Raw genomic sequence first — 16,664 nt, forward strand, 5'->3', positions numbered from 1 at the left:
GTCACCGCTCCTCGTTCGGGTCGCCGCCGCCGAGCAGCACGTCGATCTCGGCGGCGGTGGGCATGGCGGTCGAGCACTCCAGCCGGGAGGCGACGATCGCGCCCGCGGCGTTCGCCCGGGCGAGCACCGTCTCCAGCGGCCAGCCGGCGAGCAGGCCGTGCGCGAGCGAGCCGCCGAAGCTGTCGCCGGCGCCCAGGCCGTTGCACGGGGTGACCGGGATCGGCGGGGACACGACGCGCTCGGTGCGGGTCCTGGCCAGCACCCCGTCGGCGCCGCGCTTGACGACCGCGAGCCGGACCCCGGCGTCGAGCAGCGCCTCGGCGGCCCGGTCCGGGTCGGTCTCGCCGACCGCGACCTCGCACTCCTCCCGGTTGCCGACCGCCACGGTGACCTGCCCGAGCACCTTCTGCACCTGCGCGGTGGCCGCGGCCGGGGAGTCCCAGAACATCGGCCGGTAGTCCAGGTCGAGCACTGTCCGGCCGCCGGCCCGGGCGGCGAGGGCCTCGTGGTGCGCCGAGCGGGACGGCTCCTCGGACAGGCCGGACACCGACAGCCAGAGCAGGCCGGCGCCCGCGACGGCCGCCCGGTCCAGGTCGGCGGGGGAGACCTGCAGGTCGGGGGCGGTGGGCCGGCGGTAGAAGTAGAGCGGGAAGTCGTCCGGCGGGAGGATCTCGCAGAAGGTGACCGGCGTCGGGTACTCGCTGCTGGTGACGACGTGCCGGTCGTCGACGCCGAGCCGGTTCAGCTCCCGGCGGACGTAGCGGCCGAACGGGTCGTCGCCGACCCCGGTGATGATCGCGGCGCGCCGGCCCAGCCGGGCCGCGGCGACCGCCACGTTGGCGGTGGTGCCGCCGAGGAACTTGCCGAACGACGTCACGTCCTCCAGGCCGACGCCGACCTGCAACGGATAGATGTCCACCCCGGCGCGGCCGAAGGTCAGGATCTCGGCGGAGGTGTTCATGATCCTCTTCCCGTGGGGTCCGTGCTGCGGCTTCCCTGCGAACGGTAGGCGCGACAGTGGTGTCCGGTCAATAGTTTGTACAGACATAAAGACAACCGGACTTTCGCGGTACGCTCCGGGCATGGCCACCCGAACCGATGCGGTGCAGGTCGATGTCCGGCTCGACCGGGCCAGCCCGGTGCCGCTCTACCACCAGCTCGCCCAGGCGATCGAGGCCGCGATCGACTCGGGCGACCTGAAACCGGGGGACCGGCTGGAGAACGAGCTCTCGCTGACCCGGCGGCTCGGGCTCGCCCGGCCGACCGCCCGGCAGGCGATCCAGGAGCTGGTCCGCAAGGGGCTGCTGGTGCGCCGGCGGGGCCTCGGCACGCAGGTGGTCCGCCCGGCGATCCACCGCGACGTCCGGCTCAGCAGCCTCTACGACGACCTGGCCGCCTCCGGCCGGGCCCCGGACACCACCGTGCTGGAGCACGAGAGCTGCACGCCGGCCACCTCCGGCATCGCGGTGCTGAGCGAGCTGCTGCCCGCCGACGAGCCGCTGCAGCGGGTGCTGCGGCTGCGCCGGGCGGACGGCGAGCCGCTGGCGATCATGGCCAACTACCTGCCCGCCCGGTTCCGGCTGGACGACGAGGCGCTCGCCGGGCGCAGCCTCTACAACCTGCTGCGCGACCAGGGGGCGCAGATCGCGATCGCGCACCAGACGATCGGGGCCCGGCTCGCCGACGCCGAGGAGGCGGCGCTGCTGGAGCAGCCGCAGCCGCTGGCCTGCGTGACCGCCGAACGGATCGTCTACGACGACGCCGGTGCGCTCGTCGAGCTCGGCCGCCATCTCTATCGCGCCGATCGGTACACGGTGCAGACCTCCCTGGTGGTCTGACGGGTCACGAGGCGCGCAGCGCCCCCCGCAGGTTCGCCACGCTGGTCGCGACGTCCCCGCCCGGTCCGTCGCCGGTCGGCGGCCCGTGCAGGATCGTGTCCTGCTCCAGGACGTGCCAGCCGTCGTAGCCGTGCGCGTCCAGGTGCGACAGCACGCCGCTCAGGTCCACGTCGCCCTCGCCGAGCGGCCGGTACATGCCCAGGCCGACGGCCTCGGTGTAGGTGCGCCTGCCGTCCTGCACCTGGCGGGCCAGTTCGAGATCGACGTCCTTGAGATGGGTGTGCGCGATCCGTTCCGGGGCCTGGCGGGCCAGCGCCGCCGGGTCGGTGCCACCGATCAGCAGGTGGCCGGTGTCCAGGCAGAGCGCGATCCGGGATCCCTCCAGCACGCGGCGGACGTCGTCGCCGGTCTCCACCATCGTCCCGACGTGCGGGTGCAGCACCGCGGTGACGCCGCGGGCCGCGGCGTGCCCGGCGATCCGGTCCAGGTTGGACAGCAGCAGCCGCCAGCCGCGCCCGTCGAGCTCGGGCCGGGAGTCGTAGCCGGTCCCGCCGGAGTCGGCGGAGAGCACGAGGGTCCCGGCGCCCGCGGCGTCGTAGCCGGCCAGCAGGTCGTCGACGCCGGGCAGCGGATCGTGCCCGGGCACGTGCAGCAGCGTCGGGGTGAACCCGCCGACCGCGTGCAGCCCGTGCCGGCGCAGCGTCGCCGCCTTCGCGCCCGGCGCGTCGGGCAGGAAGCCGGCCGGGCCGAACTCGGTCGCGGCCAGGCCGACCTCGCGCATCTCGGCGAGCACCCGGTCCGGATCGAGCTGGTAGCCCCAGCCGGGGACCTCGCACACCCCCCACGAGATCGGTGCGCCGGCGATCCTCGGCCCGGCCATCAGCGGACCACCTCGGCGAGCCGGACCGGGCGGTGCGCGCGCAGCGAGAGCGTGGCGGCCTCGGCGATCCAGTCGGCCGCCAGCGCGTCGGCCACCGAGCACGGGGTCGCGCGGGTGCCCGCGACCAGCTCGGTGAACGCGGTCAGCTCGGCCCGGAACGCGGGGGCGAAGCGGTCCATGAACGTCTCGTGCAGCCGGCCGCCGGGGACCGGCACGCCCGGCTCGACCGACCGCAGCGGCAGTCCGGCGTCGAGGCCGACGCCGATCGAGTCGGCGTCGCCGTGCAGCTCCATCCGCACGTCGTAGCCGCGCCGGTTGTAGCGGGAGTTGGAGACCACGGCCTGCGCGCCGTCGTCGAGGGTCAGGATCGCCTGCCCGGTGGAGACGTCGCCGGAGTCGGCGAAGACCGGGTCGCCGTGCACGTCGCCGGTGGCGTAGACCTCGACGACCTCGCGGCCGGTGACCCAGCGCAGCGCGTCGAAGTCGTGCACCGCGCAGTCCCGGAAGATCCCGCCGGAGGTCCGCAGGTACGACGCGGGCGGCGGCGCCGGGTCCAGTGTGGTCGCCCGGACGGTGAACACCCGGCCGAGCTCGCCCGCCCGCACGGCGGCGCGGGCCGCGGCGTACCCGGCGTCGAACCGGCGCGGGAACCCGATGTGGACGCGCTCGTCGCGGCCGGCGAGCTTGGCCGCGACGTCCATCCCGTCGTCGATCCGGGTGGCGAGCGGCTTCTCGCAGAAGACCGGCAGGCCCGCGTCGACCGCGGCGAGCAGCAGCTCGGGATGGGCGGCCGTGGCGGCGGCGATCACCACGCCGTCCGGCTTCCCGGTCAGCAGCTCGTCCGGGGACGCCGCCGCGGTGGCGCCGGTGCCTGCGGTGACCGCGGCGATGGCGTCGGCGCGCGCGTCGGTGACGATCAGCTCGTCGACGGAGTCGAGACCGGCGAGGGTCTGCGCATGGAACGCGCCGATCCGGCCGAGTCCGATGAGTCCGATCTTCATGGCGTTCCAATCGTGTCGAGGTCGGTGCCGGGATGTGCGGCGGACCGGATCGCGACCGGCCCCCCGGTGCGGTTCGACGAGTCTCCGGCCGGATCAGGATTTATGTCAAGACAAAGTCTGGTCCGGTGGGGCACCCGGGGCCGCCTCGGCGGGGCGGCCCCGGGCGGGGGAGCACGCCGGTCAGCGCTTCAGTTCGTGGGCGAGCTCGGCCAGCTCCTGGCCGCCCGCCATCTCCGCGGTCAGCTCCTCCAGGGACACCTCGTCGCGCCGGCGGTCGAGCACCTGGCGGCCCAGCTTGAGGATCATGAAGCGGTCGCCGACCAGGTTCGCGTGGTGCGGGTTGTGGGTGATGAACACGACGCCCAGGCCGGCGTCGCGGGCGGCGGCGGTGTACCTGAGCACCACACCGGACTGTTTGACGCCCAGTGCCGCGGTCGGCTCGTCCAGGATCAGCACCCGGGCTCCGAAGTAGACCGCCCTGGCGATCGCGACGCACTGCCGCTGGCCGCCGGACAGGGTGCCGATCGGCTGGTTGATGTCCTTGACGTGGATGCCCATCTTCCGCAGCTCGGTGTCGGCGATCTCGCGCATCCCGGCGATGTCCAGCGGGGCCAGCGGATAGCGCCCCTTCCGCAGCTCGGAGCCGAGGAAGAAGTTGCGCCAGACCTCCATCAGCGCGACCACCGCCAGGTCCTGGTACACCGTGGCGATGCCGAGATCGAGGGCCTGCCGCGGCGAGGAGAACCGCACCTGCTCGCCGTGCACGGAGACGGTGCCCTCGGTGTGCGGGTGCAGCCCTGAGATGATCTTGATCAGGGTGGACTTCCCGGCCCCGTTGTCGCCGAGCACGCAGGTCACCTCGCCGGCGTGCACGGTCAGGTGCACGTCCTCCAACGCGCGGATGGCGCCGTAGCTCTTGCCGACCCCGCTCAGCTGGACGAGCGGTGCGGCGGATCGTCGGTCGGTGGTCATCCCGGGCCCCTTCACTTCCGCCGCGTCGCGGACGTCTTGACGTAGAGATTGACCAGGACGGCCAGCAGCAGCATCACGCCTAGGAACGCCTTGAACCAGTTCGGGTCCCATCCGGCGTAGACGATGCCCTGGGTGGTCATCCCGAAGATGAACGCACCGAGCGCGGATCCGACCGCCGAACCGAAACCACCGGTCAGCAGCGCCCCGCCGACCACCGCGGCGACGATGTAGATCAGCTCGTTGCCGACCCCGAGCCCGGCCTGCACGGTGGAGAAGTTGAACAGCAGGTGCTGGCCGAGGAACCAGGCCATCAGGGCGACGCCCATGAACAGCCCGATCTTGACCCGGGCCACCGGGACGCCGACCGCGCGGGCCGAGTCCTGGTTGCCGCCGACCGCGAAGATCCAGTTGCCGGTCCGGGTGCGCAGCAGCAGCCAGGACGCGATCGCGACGAACACCAGCCACCAGAGCACCGACATCTTCACCGTCATGAAACCCAGTGGAACGTCACCGGCGAAGAACGCCCTGGCCGAGGCGAAGCCGTCCATGTCGGAGATGTTGTCGGTGGCGACGGTGCCGGTGACCAGCTTGGTGACGCCGAGATTGACACCCTGCAGCACGAAGAAGGTGGACAGGGTGATCAGGAAGCTGGGCAGCCTGGTCCGGACCAGCAGCCAGCCGTTGACGAAGCCGATCGCGAGCGCGATGACCAGGCTGACCGTGACGCCGGCCCAGACGTTCAGCGAGAGCTGGAAGCTGATCATCGCCGAGGACAGTGCGGCGGCGGTGACCGCGACGCCGGAGGACAGGTCGAACTCGCCGCCGATCATCAGCAGCGCCACACCGAGCGCGACGATGCCGATCGTGGACGCCGAGTAGAGGACGGTGGACAGCGCCTCGACCGACCGGAACGGCGGCGCGACGACGACGAAGAAGACGAAGATCGCGATCGCGGCGGCGGTGGCCCCGATCTCCGGGCGGGCCAGTGCGCGGGCGCCGAGCGAGCGCTGCACGCGGGCCGGGCCGTCCGGCACGGGCGGTGTGGTGGTGGGCGGGGTGGCGACACTCATCGCGGGTGCTCCTGGGCGCTCAGCGGGTGTTGTTCGCCGCGTAGCCGGCGATCTCGGCGATGTTGCTGCTGTCGACGACGGACGGGCCGGTGAGGACCGGCAGGCCGCCGCCCAGGTCGTTGCCGTTGGTGAGGTTCAGCCAGAGGCTCTGCACCGACATGTACCCCTGCACGTAGGGCTGCTGGTCGATGGAGAAGGAGATCCGGCCGTCCTGCACCGCGGTCGCGACGTCGGAGTTGAGATCGAAGGTGATGATCTCGGCCCGGCTGCCGGTCTCGGCCGTGGCCTGGCTCGCGGCGAGTGCGACCGGTGCACCGAGGGTGACGACGTGGGTGATCGACGGGTCCTGCTGCAGCTTCGCCCCGATCGTCTGCTGCACCGACGGCAGGTCGGTGCCGTTGACCTGGAGGTTCTCCGTGTCCGGCGAGGTGGCGAGCACCCCGGCGCAGCGGGCCTCCAGGGAGACCGAACCCTGCTCGTGGATGACGCAGAGGGTCCGGCCGCCGCCGGCCTCGGCGATCCGTTCGCCCGCGGTGCGACCGGCGAGGGTCTCGTCGGAGCCGAAGTACATCCCGATGCCGTAGGTCGGGTACTCCTCGATCCCGGAGTTGAACGCGACGGTGGGGATGCCCGCGTCGACCGCCCGTTGCGCGGCCGGACCGACCTGGGCGGCCTGGGAGAGGGTGACCGCGATGCCGTCCACCTGGGAGTCGATCGCGTTCTGCACGAGGGTGGCCTGCTGACCGCCGTCCGGGTTGTTCGAGTACCGCAGCTCCACGTTCAGCTCACCCGCGGCCTGCTCCGCCCCGGCGCGCACCTTGTCCCAGAACGAGTCGCCGGGTGACTCGTGGGTGATCATCGCGACGACGTAGCTCTGGTCGGTGGCCCCGCTCTGCGCCTGCGCGCCGCCCTGGCTGCTGCATGCGGCGAGTGCCAGGACCGAGGCCGCGGCGACGGCCACCGTGAGGGTCTTCCGAATACTCCTCATCGAGCATCTTTTCTCTCTGTGAAATGCAGCCGTGGCGGCCACGGAAGTGAGATACACCACGAACAGGTGTACGCTCCCGACTTCATCAGGTCAATACTTTGTCAGTACAAATCGCAGCATGGTTGAGATGGAGGTGCGCCGTGCCCGATCCGGGCCCGACCGTGCGGGACACGCCGGACCGGGGCAGTCCGGTGCCGCTGTACTTCCAGGTCGCCGGGCGCATCCGGTCCATGGTGGACAGTGGGGAGCTGCCGGCCGGCAGCCGGTTGCCGCACGAGGCGGAGCTGCTGGAACGGTTGCGCACCAGCCGGTCCACCCTGCGCCGCGCGGTGTCCTACCTGGTCGAGCTGGGAGTGCTGACGCGACGGCGGGGCGCCGGGATCCTGGTGCTGCCGCGGCGGGTCGAGCTGCCCGTCGAGCTCTGCGGGCTGCACGACGATCTCCTCCGGGCCGGCCGCGGGCCGGCCACCGAGCTGCGCTCGTTCGAGATCGGACCGGCCGAGGAGCACGTCGCGCAGGCGCTCGGGCTGCCGCCGCGGGCCGTCGTCGCCCGGTTCGAGCGGCTGCGGCTGGCCGACGGCGAACCGCTCGCGCTCCTGTCCAACCGGGTGCCGGTCGCGGTGCTGCCGCTGCATCCCGACGATCTCGCCGGCCGCGGGCTGTACGACCTGCTGCGCGACGCGGGACGCGCACCCCGGCGGACCCGGCAGACCATCGGTGCCCGGGCCGCGACCGAGGCGGAGGCCGCGCTGCTCGGCGGGGCACCGGGTGCGCCGCTGCTCACGCTGATCAGCACCGCCTGGGACGACGCCGGAGCCGCTGTGGAGTACGGCACGCACCTGCTGCGGCCCGATCGCTACGTCGTCGAGCTCGACCGGGTCGCGTCGGGCGTCGTGGTGGCGGGGGACGGGTAGCCCCGGCGCGCTCGCGGTGTCTGCAGTGTCCGGGGTGGCCGGCGCGGCCGCTTCGCCCGGCGCGGCCGGGTGGCCGCTTCGCCCGGCACGGCCGGGGCGGCCGCTTCGCCCGGCGCGCCGGCGTTGCCCGATGTGCTCGCGTCGCCCGGTGATCGCGGATCGTCCGGTGATCGCGGATCCTCCGGCGAGCTCGCGTCGCTCGGGGTGGGTCGTGTCGCCGGTGGGGTGTTGCCCGTCGCGCGCGGCAGGCGGTGAGCGGTCCGGTCGTGGGTGTCGCACGCCTCGCACCCCTGCCGCCTCGTCGCACCCCTGGCGCGGCGTCGCACCGCTTCCAGCCGGTGCGGTGTGGGTGCCGGGGTGCGGCGTGCGGAGCGGGTGCGGGCGTCGCACCCCTGGCGCGATGCCGCACCGCTTCCGTCCGGTGCGACGCCGGACACGGGGGGCGAAGCAGGGTGAGGGTGCGAGGTCTGCGGCCGGGGGCGCGTCGCTCGGAGGGGCGTCGCTCGGGGGCACGTCACTCGAGGGCACGTCGCTCGGGGGTGCGTCGCTCGGGGGCCGCGTCGCTCGGAGGGCGCGGCGCGCGTCACGGGGACACGCCTCGTCGGGGCGGCGACCCGGCCCGGCGACCCCGCCGGGGGTGCGGAACAGGGGCCCGGCGGCCCGCGCCGGGATCAGGCCGAGGGGGCAGACAGGGTCAGGCCGGGCGGTCAGGCCGGGCGGTGCGGGGTCCCGCGCAGGCTGTACCAGTACGCGCCGGCCTCGGCGTCGCTCATGTCGGTGCGCACCTCCACCCCGGCGGGCCGGCCGAAGCGACGCTTGATCGCCTTCCGGGCGACCTTCTCGACCTTGTGTGCCAACCGCTCCGGGACGGTCCGCCCGGCGAGGGTCAGCACGGCGACGAAGGCGTAGCGGGCGGGCCCGCGGCGGGGCCAGGGACCGGTGCCGTCGGCGAGCGACAGCTCCACGGTCATCGGCCGCTTCTCGTGCTCGTGCAACGCCCGGGTCAGCTCGGCCTCGACCGTCTGTGCCTCGGCGCCGGCGGGTGCCTCGACCCGGACGACGGCCATCACGGCATTCGGCATCCCTGTGCTCACAGCACTCACGGTCCGTGGCTCCTTCCGCTGCGCACCGCCCCACGAAGTGCGCATCTCGGACCATTGTTTCCCTGACACGCCGGGATCAAACAAGAACTGGATCGAGAAAGTACCTGTCAATGTCACTGCGGAGGGTGGCATTCAGCCGATCGCGTTCACCTGTACGGCTCACGGGCGGGTGAGCCGCTCCAGGATCTCCAGCACGTGCTCGTACTCCTTGCCGGTCGCCCGGCTCATCCCGAGCTCGCAGGTCCGGTTGCACGAGGCGTACCCGTCGGCCGGCACCGCGGCGATCTCCCGGGCCTGCTCCGCGGTGGCCGCCGCGGTCAGCTCCGGATGCAGCAGCCCGCGGTCCCCGGCGAACCCGCAGCATCCCCAGGAGTCGGGGACGACGACGTCGTCGGCGACCGCGCCGGCGACCTGCCGCAGCGGCTCGACGAGCCCGAGCTGGGTGGCCGAGCAGGTCGGGTGCAGCACGAGCCGGTCCAGCCGCCCGCGCACCGAACCGGCGAGCGCGGGCAGCAGGTGCTCGGCGGTGTAGGCGACCGAGTCGACGACCTCGATGCCCCGGTACTCCGCCGGCCCGGCCGCGATCATCACCCGCAGGCCCTCGGTGCACGACGACGCGTCGGTCACCACCGGGAGGGTGCCGCGCCGGGTGGTCGTCCAGAGCGCGGGCAGCACCCGCTGTGCCATCGCCGTCGCCCCCTCGGTCAGCCCCTTGGACTTCCACGGCGTGCCGCAGCACAGCGAGCCGAGATCGGCGGGTGCGGTGACCCGGATCCCGGCGCGGTCGCAGAGCCGGACGAACGCGTCCGCGGCGCCGTCCCCGGCGGAGCCGAACATCGCACCGGTGCACGACGAGAACAGCACCAGTGCGGCGTCGGTCCCGACCAGCCCGCCGGGCCTGCGCCGCCCGCCACCGCCGGGCAGGTCGGCGGACCACAGCGGGACCTGCTCGGTGTCGGCGATCCGGCGCAGCGCGGCCGAGGCGGGCCCCGCACCCGGCACCCGCCGCGCCACCGAGAGCGCGACGCCCGCCGCCCGGGTGGTGGCGCCCCAGTGCCGGGCCGCGAACGCCCAGCCGCGGGCGGCGACCGGCTGCGGGCGCTCGGCCCGCAGCCGGCGCACCAGGTCCCCGGTGTTGATCAGCACCGGGCAGGCGGTGCCGCACATGCCGTCGACCGCGCAGGTGTCGACGCCGTCGTAGGCGTAGTCCGCCTCCAGCTCGGCGACCAGCTGCCCGTCGCCTGCGGCCCGCGCCCGCTCCAGCTCGCGGCGCAGCACGATCCGCTGCCGCGGCGTCGTCGTCAGGTCCCGGCTGGGGCACACCGGCTCGCAGAAGCCGCACTCGACGCACCGGTCCACCTCGGACTCGACGGCCGGGGCGGACTTGAGGTCGGACAGGTGCGCCGTCGGGTCGTCGTCGAGGACGACGCCGGGGGAGAGCACCCCGCGCGGGTCGCACAGCCGCTTGATCTCGCGCATGACCTCGTACAGGTCGTCGCCGTACTGCCTGCGGACGAACGGCGTCATCATCCGGCCGGTCCCGTGCTCGGCCTTGAGGGTGCCGCCGTGCGCGAGCACCAGCTCGACCATGTCGTCGGTGAACCGGCCGAACCGGTCCCGGCCGGCGCCGTCGCCGAGCCGTTCGGTGAGCATGAAGTGGACGTTGCCGTCCTTGGCGTGCCCGAAGATCACCGCGTGGTCGTAGCCGTGCCGCCCGAACAGCCCGATCAGGCCCTCGCAGGTCGGCAGCAGGTCCGGCACCGGGACCGCGATGTCCTCCAGCAGCGCCGCCGTGCCGGACGGCCGCGCCCCGGCGACCTTCGCGTAGAGGCCCTTGCGCAGCTTCCACAGCCCGGCCTTCGCGACCGGGTCACCGGACAGCTCGCGCGGGCCCTGCAGCGGCAGCGCCCCGATCACCCCGGCGGCCGCCCCGGCGAGCTCGTCGGCCTCGCCGGCCGAGTGCCCGCGGTACTCGACGAGCAACGCCGCCTGGTCACGCACGGTGAGTGCGCGCAGCCGGGGATCGGCGTCGGCGTCGGCCTGGCCGACCCGCAGCGAGGTGGCGTCGAGCAGCTCGATCGTCGCCGGACCGGAGTCCACCAGCGACGGCAGCGCCCGGTTCGCGGCCGCCAGGTCGTCGAAGACCAGCAGGCCGGTGCGGGTGTGCGCGAGCACCGGGACGGTCCGCATGGTGATCGAGGCGATGAACGCCAGCGTCCCCTCGGAGCCGACGATCAGCCGGGCCAGCACGTCGACCGGCCGCTCGTGGTCGAGGAACGAGTTCAGGCCGTAACCCATCGTGTTCTTCAGCGCGAACTGCTGCTCGATCGTCTTGCGGGCCGCCGGGTCGTTCCGCAGCCGGTCCCGGATCCGGGCGAGGCCCGCCCACAGCCCGGGCTCGCGGGTGCGCAGCTCGTCGTCGGCGCCGGGGGCGCCGGTGTCCAGCGCGGTCCCCGACGGCAGCACGATGTGCAGCGAGTCCAGCAGCGCGTAGCTGTTCGCGACCGTCCCGCAGGCCATTCCGGACGAGTTGTTCGCCACCACCCCGCCGAGGGTGCAGGCGACCTCGCTGGCCGGGTCCGGCCCGAGCATCCGGCCGTGCCGGGCCAGCCGGGCGTTCACCGCGCGCACCGTCGCCCCCGGGCCGACCCGCACCCGGGCGCCGTCGTCGAGGATCTCGATCCCGCGGAAGTGCCGCCGGGTGTCGACCAGGATCCCGTCGGTGACGGCCTGGCCGGACAGGCTGGTCCCGCCGGACCGGAAGGTGAGCGGGACGCCGGTCGCGGCGGACACCCGGAACAGCCGGGCGACGTCGTCGGCGCCGGCCGCCGTCACCACCGCCTGCGGGGTGCGGGCGAAGTGCGACGCGTCGTGCGCCATGCCGAGCCGGTCGAGCGCCCTGGTCCGGACGGCGTCCGGCGAGACGGCGGCGGCCAGCCGGTCGTGCAGGTCGGTGCTCACGATGGTGCTCCTCGCGTGTGGTGGGACGCGCGCTGCCCAGCCTGCCCTGCCGGCACCCCCGGTGCCGGGTCCGGCCGGCCCGGCACCGGCACGGAGCGGCGGCCGGCCGCCCGGCTTGCGGCCCGTAACGAGATCGGCTCGCGAGTCCCGGCTCGATCAACAGACAGGAGTCGACGATGACCGGGCCGATCGATCCCCCGCCGGGTGGCTGGACGCCCCAGGGCGGCCGCCGGGACAGTGGGGGCAGGGCGGTCAGTACCCGCCGCAGGGCCCGTCGTCCGGTCAGTGGGGGCAGCAACCGCGCCCGCAACCACCCCAGTACCCGCCCCAGTACGCCCAGCAGTACCCGCCCCAGTACGCGCAGCAGGGACCGCCCACCGCGCAGGCACCCCAGCCACCGGCGGGACGGTCGTGGAGCCGGATCCCGCTGGTCGCCACCGCTCTGCTCGCCACGGTCGCGGTGACCGTCGCCGGGCACTACGTGTTCGGCGCCTTCTCCACCGAGATCCGGGTGGAGCCGGTCGCCTACGCCGACTCGGAGTCGTTCACCGACTCGGTCGGTGACGGCGCCCCGCTGCCGGTGGCGACCCCGTCGACCCCGTCGACCCCCGGCCGCCCGCCACCGGTGCGGTGTCCGGCGGCCAGGTCGGGCTCTACGGCGGCACCGGGGAGAACGCCTGCGACGCCGACCAGCTCGTCGCCTTCCTGGAACGCAACCCGGAGAAGGCCGCGGCCTGGGCCGCCGCCCAGGGCATCGCCGTCTCCGAGATCCGCAGCTTCGTCTCCGGTCTGACCCCGGTCGTGCTGCGTACCGACACCGCCGTCACCAACCACGGTTTCAGGAACGGCCGGGCCAGCCCGATCAACTCGGTGCTGCAGGCCGGCACCGCCGTCCTCGTCGACGACAAGGGTGAGCCGCGGGTGCGCTGCAAGTGCGGCAACCCGCTGCTGGAGGGCAAGCAGTTCTCCCGCTCGTCCTACACCGGGGAGCAGTGGTCCGGGTTCGACACCACCCGGATCACGGTGATCCAGCCGGCACCCCAGCCGATCCAGGTCTTCGTGGTCGTCAACATCCACACCGGCCTCACCTACGAGCAGCCGTCCGGATCGGGGATCAGCCCCCCGCCGTCCGGGGAGAGCTGCTCCTACCAGGACGCGGGTGACGGCAGGCCGATCGACGCGGCGAAGGGATCGACGTTCACCGACTCGCGGGGCATCTCCTACCGGGTCGGCGACGACTGCACGCTGACCCAGATCTGAGGCGGGCTCAGTCGTCCCGTGCGGAGGGGAACCGCGGCGCCCGCTTCTCGCGCAGCGCCGCGGCCCCCTCCAGCACGTCGGGGCCCATGAAGGTCAGCATCTCGTAGGCGGCGGACGCGTCGAAGGCCGGACCGGCGCTGCGCAGCCACTCGTTCAACGCCCGCTTGGTCAGCCGGATCGCCTGCTGCGACCCGGTGCCCAGGGCGTGTGCGATCCGCAGCGCCTCGTCGAGCACCTCCCCGCGGGGGAGCGCCTTCGCGACCATCCCGATCCGCTCGGCCTCCGCCCCGGTCAGCATCTCCCCGGTGAGCAGGTAGTAGCGCGACTTCGCCATCCCGGCGAGCAGCGGCCAGATGATCGCGGCGTGGTCGCCGGCCGCGACGCCGAGCCGGACGTGCCCGTCGCCGATCCGGGCGTCCTCGGCGCAGATCGCGATGTCGGCGAGCAGCGCCACGACCACACCCGCACCGACCGCGACGCCGTTGATCGCCGACACGATCGGCTTGCGGCAGTCGATCATGTTGTAGACCAGGTCGGACATCTCGTCCAGCATCGACGAGACCCGCTCGTGGTCGCCCGCCATCCGCTCGACCATGTCCAGGTCGCCGCCCGCGGAGAACGCCTTCCCGGCGCCGGTGATCACCGCGACCCGGGTCCGCTCGTCCGTGGAGACGTCCCGCCAGACCCGGGCGAGCTCGGCGTGCAGGATCTCGTCGGCGGCGTTGTAGCGGTCCGGGTTGTTGATCGTGATGAGCAGGACGCCGTCGGTGCGGCGGTCGAACAGCAGCTGCCGGTAGGTGCTCGGGTCGAGGGTCACGGGTGGGTTCCTTCCGTACGGGGGACCTCGAAGAGGCCGCGGCTGTCGTCGTCGGCGGCCTGGGCGGTCGCCCGGTAGTGGATCTTCTTGCCGGTCGCGGTGAGCGGCAACGTGTCGACGAACCGGTAGCCGCGCGGCCGCTTGAAGTCGGCCAGGCCGGGGTGCGCCCGGCAGTGCGCGTCGCAGTCGGCGACGGTCAGCTCCGGATCGGCGGGCACCAGGTAGGCGACCAGCCTGCGACCCCAGCGCTGGTCGGGCACGCCGACGACGAGCGCGTCGGCGATCCCCGGATGCTCGTTGAGCACCTCCTCGACCTGGACCGGGTGCACGTTCTCCCCGCCGGAGACGATCATGTCGTCGCGCCGTCCGACGATCGTCACGAACTCGTCGGCGTCCCAGGTGGCGAGGTCGCCGAGCCGGACCCAGCCGCCGGCGAACCGGGCCCGGTCGGCGCCGCCGGTGTAGGCGTAGCCGGCCTTGGGCGAGCGGACGAGCACCTCGCCGACCTCGTGACCGTCCCGGGCGGCGAGCCGGTCCGGTTCGGCCACCCCGGCCTCGTCGATCCGGACGACCCGGACGTCGTCGTCGGTGCAGGCGCGCCCGGCCGACCCGGCGTGGGCGGGGAGGTCCTCCGGGCGCAGGAACGTGTTCCAGAAGGTCTCGGTGGTGCCGTAGCCGTTGAAGATCCGCGGCGTCAGCACCTGCTGGTAGCGCAGGCACGCCGCACGCTCCAGCGGGGCCCCCATCGTGACGATGCCGCGCAGCGACGACAGGTCGCGCGGCCGGTCCGCCTGCGCGCCGGCGAGCATCTCCAGGTTGGTCGGTGCGCCGATCAGGTAGGTGAGCGCGTGCTCGCCGACCAGGTCCAGCACCCGGTGCGGGTCGAAGGCGCGCAGCGGGACCAGCCCGGCGCCCGCGTAGAACACCGGGTTCGGACCGCCGGAGTAGAGCCCGCCACGATGGAACCACGGCGTCATGTTCAGCGTGCGGTCCTCCGGCCCCAGCGGGAAGTGCATGATCACGTCGTGTGCGCTGAACACCTCCACCAGGCTGTTCAGCGGGACGCCCTTGGGCATCCCGGTGGTCCCCGAGGTGTACAGCCGGGTGGTCTCGTCGAAGGTGCTGCGCGCCGGGTCCGGTGGTGCGGCACCGGACCGGGTGAGCTCGCCGATCCGGACCGCGCCGGGCAACGGCTCACCGTCGCCGCACGCGACCAGCACCGGCGGCCGGTGCGTCGCCAGCGCCAGTGCCTCCCGCACCGTGCCGGTCAGCTCGGTGGTGTAGACGAACACCCGGGGCGCGCTGTCGTCGAGAACGTAGGCGAGCTCACCGGGGGCGAGCCGGAAGTTGACCGGGGCACCGACCGCCCCGGCCGCCTGCGTCGCGAGGTAGAGGCGGGCGAGATCGGGCGAGTTGAACAGCTGGTGCACGACGACGTCGCCGGGGCCGACGCCGGCGTGCAGCAGCCCGGCGGCCAGCGCGTCCACCTGGCCGGCGAGATCGGTGTAACTGTGCTGCTCGCCGGTGTCCGGGTCGACCAGCGCGGTGCGCCGCCCGAAGCGCCGCACGACGCGCCGCACGACGCGCCGGAAGCCGGCCAGGTAGGTGAAGTCCCGTTCGAACCACTCCCGGTACGGCGCGGGATCGTAGGTGTACATCGGTTCCTCCGGCTCAGGCGAATGCGGACAGTCCGGTCAGGTCACGGCCGACGATCAGCGACTGGATGTGGTCGGTGCCCTCGTAGGTGTGCACGACCTCCATGTCGGTGAGGTGCCGGGCGACGTGGTGCTCCAGGAGCAGGCCGTTGCCGCCGAGCAGGTCCCGCGCGTCCAGGCAGACCTGACGGGCCCGGCGGGCGTGGTGCAGCTTCGCCAGCGAGGCCATCGGCCCGGTCCACTCGCCGCGCTCCTGCAGCTCGGCCATCCGGGCGCACCACAGCTGCATCGAGACGACCTCGGCGAGCATCCCGGCCAGCGTCTGCTGCACCAGCTGGAACCCGGCGATCGGGCGGCCGAACTGCTCGCGGTGCGCGGTGTAGGCGAGCGCGGCGTCGAACGCGGCCATCGCGTGCCCGAGCGACTCCCAGGCGGCGCCGCCGCGGGTGGTGGCCAGCACCCGGGACGCGTCGTGGAACGAGCGCGCACCCGGCAGCCGGTTCGCCGCGGGCACCCGCACCCCGTCCAGCACGACGTCGGGCTGCCACACGGCACGCTTGCCGATCTTGCCGGTGATCACCTCCGCCGAGTACCCGGCCGGGTACCCGTGCTCCGGGTCCGACTCGACGACGAACGCCCCCACCCGGCCGTCTGCGGTGTCCCGGGCCCAGACCACGACGACGTCGGCGAAGCTCGCGTTCCCGATCCAGCGCTTGGCGCCGTCGAGCACCCACCCGTCGCCGTCGCGCCGGGCGGAGGTCTCCAGCCGGACCGAGTCCGAGCCGTGGTCGGGCTCGGTGAGCGCGAACGCGCCGATCCGCTCCAGTGCGGCCATCGAGGGCAGCCAGCGCTCCTTCTGCTCGTCGTCGCCGAGCAGCGCGATCGTGCCCATCGCCAGCCCGGGCTGGACGCCCATGAAGGTGGTGATGCTGCCGTCGCCGCGGGCCAGCTCGCGGATCACGATCCCGGCCTCCAGCGGGCTCAGCTCCGGGCAGCCGGGGCCCTGCGCGGTGTACCCGGCGACCCCCAGCGCGGCCAGGCCCGGCACCAGCGGGAACGGGAACTCCGCCCGGTCCCAGTAGTCGTTGATCACCGGCAGCAGCTCGGTGTCGACGAAGCCGCGGACCCGGTCGCGCAGGTCGCGGACGTGCTCCGGGAGATCGGCGTCGATCAGGTAGTAGTCGGTGCTCACGGTGCTCACGGTT

General features: G+C 73.6%; 14 protein-coding genes. 3 read left to right on the forward strand and 11 right to left on the reverse strand.

From position 1 onward, the window contains the following. Window position 1: 1 nt before the first annotated feature. On the reverse strand, window positions 2-961 hold the full coding sequence (gene iolC, locus ACVJO7_RS26985; RefSeq protein ID WP_344025973.1) for a 5-dehydro-2-deoxygluconokinase: 960 nt from the start codon (window positions 959-961) through the stop codon (window positions 2-4). A 121-nt stretch (window positions 962-1,082) separates the two neighbouring features. Here iolC and ACVJO7_RS26990 point away from each other — a divergent pair, with 121 nt between their 5' ends. Then, window positions 1,083-1,838, forward strand: a complete 756-nt coding sequence (locus tag ACVJO7_RS26990; RefSeq protein ID WP_344025970.1) for a GntR family transcriptional regulator — start codon at window positions 1,083-1,085, stop codon at window positions 1,836-1,838. Between the two features lie 4 nt (window positions 1,839-1,842). Here ACVJO7_RS26990 and ACVJO7_RS26995 read toward each other — a convergent pair whose 3' ends face one another. From ACVJO7_RS26995 to ACVJO7_RS27015, 5 genes are all read right to left on the reverse strand, one after another. Further along, window positions 1,843-2,718 carry a sugar phosphate isomerase/epimerase family protein gene (locus tag ACVJO7_RS26995; RefSeq protein WP_491675204.1) on the reverse strand — a complete coding sequence of 292 codons (876 nt, stop codon included), beginning with the start codon at window positions 2,716-2,718 and terminating at the stop codon, window positions 1,843-1,845. After that, the gene (locus ACVJO7_RS27000) at window positions 2,718-3,719 is read right to left on the reverse strand and encodes a Gfo/Idh/MocA family protein (protein ID WP_491675205.1); all 1,002 of its coding nucleotides are present in this window, start codon (window positions 3,717-3,719) and stop codon (window positions 2,718-2,720) included. The genes ACVJO7_RS26995 and ACVJO7_RS27000 overlap by 1 nt, the downstream gene beginning before the upstream one ends. A 180-nt stretch (window positions 3,720-3,899) precedes the next feature. Beyond that, window positions 3,900-4,691 (reverse strand): ATP-binding cassette domain-containing protein, encoded by a 792-nt coding sequence (locus ACVJO7_RS27005; RefSeq protein WP_344025964.1) that lies wholly within the window; start codon window positions 4,689-4,691, stop codon window positions 3,900-3,902. A gap of 11 nt (window positions 4,692-4,702) precedes the next feature. After that, window positions 4,703-5,761 carry an ABC transporter permease gene (locus tag ACVJO7_RS27010; RefSeq protein ID WP_491675206.1) on the reverse strand — a complete coding sequence of 353 codons (1,059 nt, stop codon included), beginning with the start codon at window positions 5,759-5,761 and terminating at the stop codon, window positions 4,703-4,705. Window positions 5,762-5,780: 19 nt separating this feature from the next. After that, complete coding sequence (locus ACVJO7_RS27015; RefSeq protein ID WP_344025960.1) at window positions 5,781-6,749, reverse strand: substrate-binding domain-containing protein; 969 nt, start codon at window positions 6,747-6,749, stop codon at window positions 5,781-5,783. Between the two features lie 140 nt (window positions 6,750-6,889). On the opposite strand from ACVJO7_RS27015, the gene ACVJO7_RS27020 reads away from it, so the two are divergent. Continuing rightward, window positions 6,890-7,663, forward strand: coding sequence for a GntR family transcriptional regulator (locus tag ACVJO7_RS27020; protein WP_491675207.1), 774 nt, complete (start codon window positions 6,890-6,892; stop codon window positions 7,661-7,663). Between the two features lie 707 nt (window positions 7,664-8,370). On the opposite strand, the gene ACVJO7_RS27025 is transcribed toward ACVJO7_RS27020, so the two are convergent. Together ACVJO7_RS27025 and ACVJO7_RS27030 are read right to left on the reverse strand one after the other, a co-directional pair. Then, window positions 8,371-8,757, reverse strand: a complete 387-nt coding sequence (locus ACVJO7_RS27025) for a hypothetical protein (RefSeq protein ID WP_344025956.1) — start codon at window positions 8,755-8,757, stop codon at window positions 8,371-8,373. Window positions 8,758-8,925: 168 nt separating this feature from the next. Further along, window positions 8,926-11,727 (reverse strand): FAD-binding and (Fe-S)-binding domain-containing protein, encoded by a 2,802-nt coding sequence (locus ACVJO7_RS27030; RefSeq protein ID WP_491675208.1) that lies wholly within the window; start codon window positions 11,725-11,727, stop codon window positions 8,926-8,928. Between the two features lie 630 nt (window positions 11,728-12,357). On the opposite strand from ACVJO7_RS27030, the gene ACVJO7_RS27035 reads away from it, so the two are divergent. Continuing rightward, window positions 12,358-12,987: a DUF6777 domain-containing protein gene (locus ACVJO7_RS27035; protein ID WP_491675209.1), complete on the forward strand. Its 630-nt coding sequence runs from the start codon at window positions 12,358-12,360 to the stop codon at window positions 12,985-12,987. 7 nt (window positions 12,988-12,994) lie between these two features. On the opposite strand, the gene ACVJO7_RS27040 is transcribed toward ACVJO7_RS27035, so the two are convergent. Genes ACVJO7_RS27040 through ACVJO7_RS27050 form a run of 3 tightly spaced genes read right to left on the reverse strand, consistent with a single transcriptional unit; the run spans window position 12,995 to window position 16,660 of the window. After that, window positions 12,995-13,804 carry an enoyl-CoA hydratase/isomerase family protein gene (locus ACVJO7_RS27040; RefSeq protein ID WP_358483075.1) on the reverse strand — a complete coding sequence of 270 codons (810 nt, stop codon included), beginning with the start codon at window positions 13,802-13,804 and terminating at the stop codon, window positions 12,995-12,997. Beyond that, window positions 13,801-15,462 (reverse strand): class I adenylate-forming enzyme family protein, encoded by a 1,662-nt coding sequence (locus tag ACVJO7_RS27045; protein ID WP_491675210.1) that lies wholly within the window; start codon window positions 15,460-15,462, stop codon window positions 13,801-13,803. Before ACVJO7_RS27045 ends, ACVJO7_RS27040 begins: the two co-directional genes overlap by 4 nt. Before the next feature lie 13 nt (window positions 15,463-15,475). Further along, window positions 15,476-16,660 carry an acyl-CoA dehydrogenase family protein gene (locus ACVJO7_RS27050; protein WP_491675211.1) on the reverse strand — a complete coding sequence of 395 codons (1,185 nt, stop codon included), beginning with the start codon at window positions 16,658-16,660 and terminating at the stop codon, window positions 15,476-15,478. Between the last annotated feature and the right edge of the window lie 4 nt (window positions 16,661-16,664).

The sequence above is a fragment of the Pseudonocardia sp. DxW genome, from assembly GCF_058448985.1.